The organism is Clostridium amazonense (genome assembly GCF_056431285.1).
Genome location: NZ_JBWKMH010000013.1, coordinates 1 through 2230 on the forward strand (window position 1 = coordinate 1; position 2230 = coordinate 2230).

The window sequence follows — 2230 nt, forward strand, 5'->3', positions numbered from 1 at the left end:
GCTCTTTTGATAGTTCCTTCATGCGAAGGTACTACATTATGCGGTATTAATCTTCCTTTCGGAAGGCTATTCCCCTCTATGAGGCAGGTTACCCACGTGTTACTCACCCGTCCGCCGCTAATCCATCCCCGAAGGAATTTCATCGCTCGACTTGCATGTGTTAGGCACGCCGCCAGCGTTCGTCCTGAGCCAGGATCAAACTCTCAATTTAAAAAGTTTGAAACTTGTATCTCAAGTTTGCTGACTATAATAGTCAATTTTACATCTTTCGATGTGATCTTCTAATTGATTAGAATCTCAATGAATTAACTGGTTTTACCTATATATTATCTGTTTAATTTTCAAAGACCAATGTGTCATCATCACCTGACGACTTTTTTTATTTTACTAGATTTAAACTTTTTTGTCAACATTTTTTTTAAATGTTTTTTAAGTTTATATCTACATCGCTTGGTTTCAATTACTTGTCTGCCTCAACGACAAGATTTATTATATAAAAAAAATATACTCTATTTTTAGTCATATAAGGATACTATTTAAATTTAATCTTATTTTTCTCTATTTTCCTTTATTTTTCTTACACATGTTGGTCGTGATACACTAGGTTGCGTATTTGAAATATATTAAGTTAATGCAATATTAATGTCTCCAAATTACTTAATATATTTATAAACATATATCAATTAGGATTACCCCTTACTTTCAAAAATTTAAATATAATCTATTAAAATTAAAGCAATTATATATTATATTTAAATTTAAATGATATAATAAATTTTTAAATTAAAAATCATATTACCTTATACTTATATCACTTTTCTATAATTTAAAATTTTCTTTAATTTTTCAATATAAATCACTGCTATCTAATTAATAATATTAAACCGTATAAAAATATACACTTTTATAACTTCATAATTAAAAATATATGTTAACCCATATTCACATTAGAATATAAAAATTATATTGATAAAATTGTAAATATTATTTATGTTGAATATAAGCATTTATATATTTATGCATCATACCAAAAATTAAATTCCAAAGGAAGTGCAATAAATATTTTTAGTTTACTGAGGTATTTATTAATTTAAGCTCAACTTCACTAAACAATACAACTTTAGTTAAAATCAATAAATTAATTCAAGGTAATGGTACCTTATGTATTTATAATATTTTTGCTACTCAGTAGCACTAAAATTTATATATAATTTAAATAATAATAATGCTCAAAATAGAATAAGCTGCTAGTTCATAACAATATTGATTTATAAAAAGTAATATATAATATAATGTACTTGAAATTAAAAATAATCTAATAAATAAAAGAACCTGTTTAAAATGAGGTTATATAACTTCATTTTTAGCAGGTTCTTTTATTTAATCTATTTCATGTGGCTCTGTATAATGTTCTCCATCTGTGGTTGTATAATAAAATTCTACTTTAGCCTTTTCATTTCCGGTTTTAGCTTTTCCCTGAATTTCTGGTACAACTTCTTTGTGATTTTCATGTTTATAATATCTCTTCATACCTTTTTTAGCCATAAATTCATCTCCAATACTAATTATTATATCTATAGTATTAGTTCTATTTCTTTTTATATAAGTAGAAATTTTTTCTTTTTATTTATTCAATACTAATAATTTTAATTTAATATATTAACTACCTTTGTAATAACCTTGCACTTTATAAACCCTTAATTTAACTATTATATAAAAATAAATTCTAAATTAACTTTTAGAAATCAATTTTCAATTACACATAATCTATAATTTTCTATATTTATTATTTGATTTTTATACTTTTATATAATTATAAATGTAGTTATAACTTAATTTTATTTAAATTTACACATAAAAAAACGCTTAGTTTTATAAACTAAGCGTTTTGGTGGCTCGAGCAGGAATCGAACCAGCGACACGAGGATTTTCAGTCCTCTGCTCTACCGACTGAGCTATCGAGCCATATGACCTGGCGACAACCTACCCTCCCACACAGCTTCCCGTGCAGTACTATCGGCGTCTTGAGGCTTAACTTGCCTGTTCGGTATGGTAAGGAGTGTTACCCTCAAAACCATCATCACCAGATTTTTCTTTTATAGAGTTTGTTCTCTGAAAATTGCACAGTGATTATCTTTAGGTCAAGCCCTCGACTTATTAGTATGAGTCAGCTGAACATGTTACCATGCTTACACCCCTCACCTATCAACCTGGTAGTCTTCCAGGAGTC

1 protein-coding gene, 1 tRNA gene and 3 rRNA genes are annotated in these 2230 nt (G+C 27.2%); all 5 read right to left on the reverse strand.

Annotated elements, in window-relative coordinates; translation table 11 throughout:
- Positions 1–211 (reverse strand): 16S ribosomal RNA (locus tag AC07E4_RS07405); the annotation flags it as partial.
- Between the two features lie 1169 nt (positions 212–1380).
- Positions 1381–1545: a hypothetical protein gene (locus AC07E4_RS07410; RefSeq protein ID WP_478216038.1), complete on the reverse strand. Its 165-nt coding sequence runs from the start codon at positions 1543–1545 to the stop codon at positions 1381–1383.
- A gap of 344 nt (positions 1546–1889) precedes the next feature.
- A tRNA-Phe gene (locus AC07E4_RS07415) sits at positions 1890–1965 on the reverse strand.
- A gap of 5 nt (positions 1966–1970) precedes the next feature.
- A 5S ribosomal RNA gene (gene rrf / locus AC07E4_RS07420) occupies positions 1971–2088 on the reverse strand.
- Positions 2089–2137: 49 nt separating this feature from the next.
- Positions 2138–2230, reverse strand: a 23S ribosomal RNA gene (locus tag AC07E4_RS07425); the annotation flags it as partial.

Bases quoted from the DNA above. Each gene is read 5' to 3' on its own strand.
- AC07E4_RS07410 (WP_478216038.1), bottom strand. From the start codon at position 1,545: ATGGCTAAAAAAGGTATGAAGAGATATTATAAACATGAAAATCACAAA.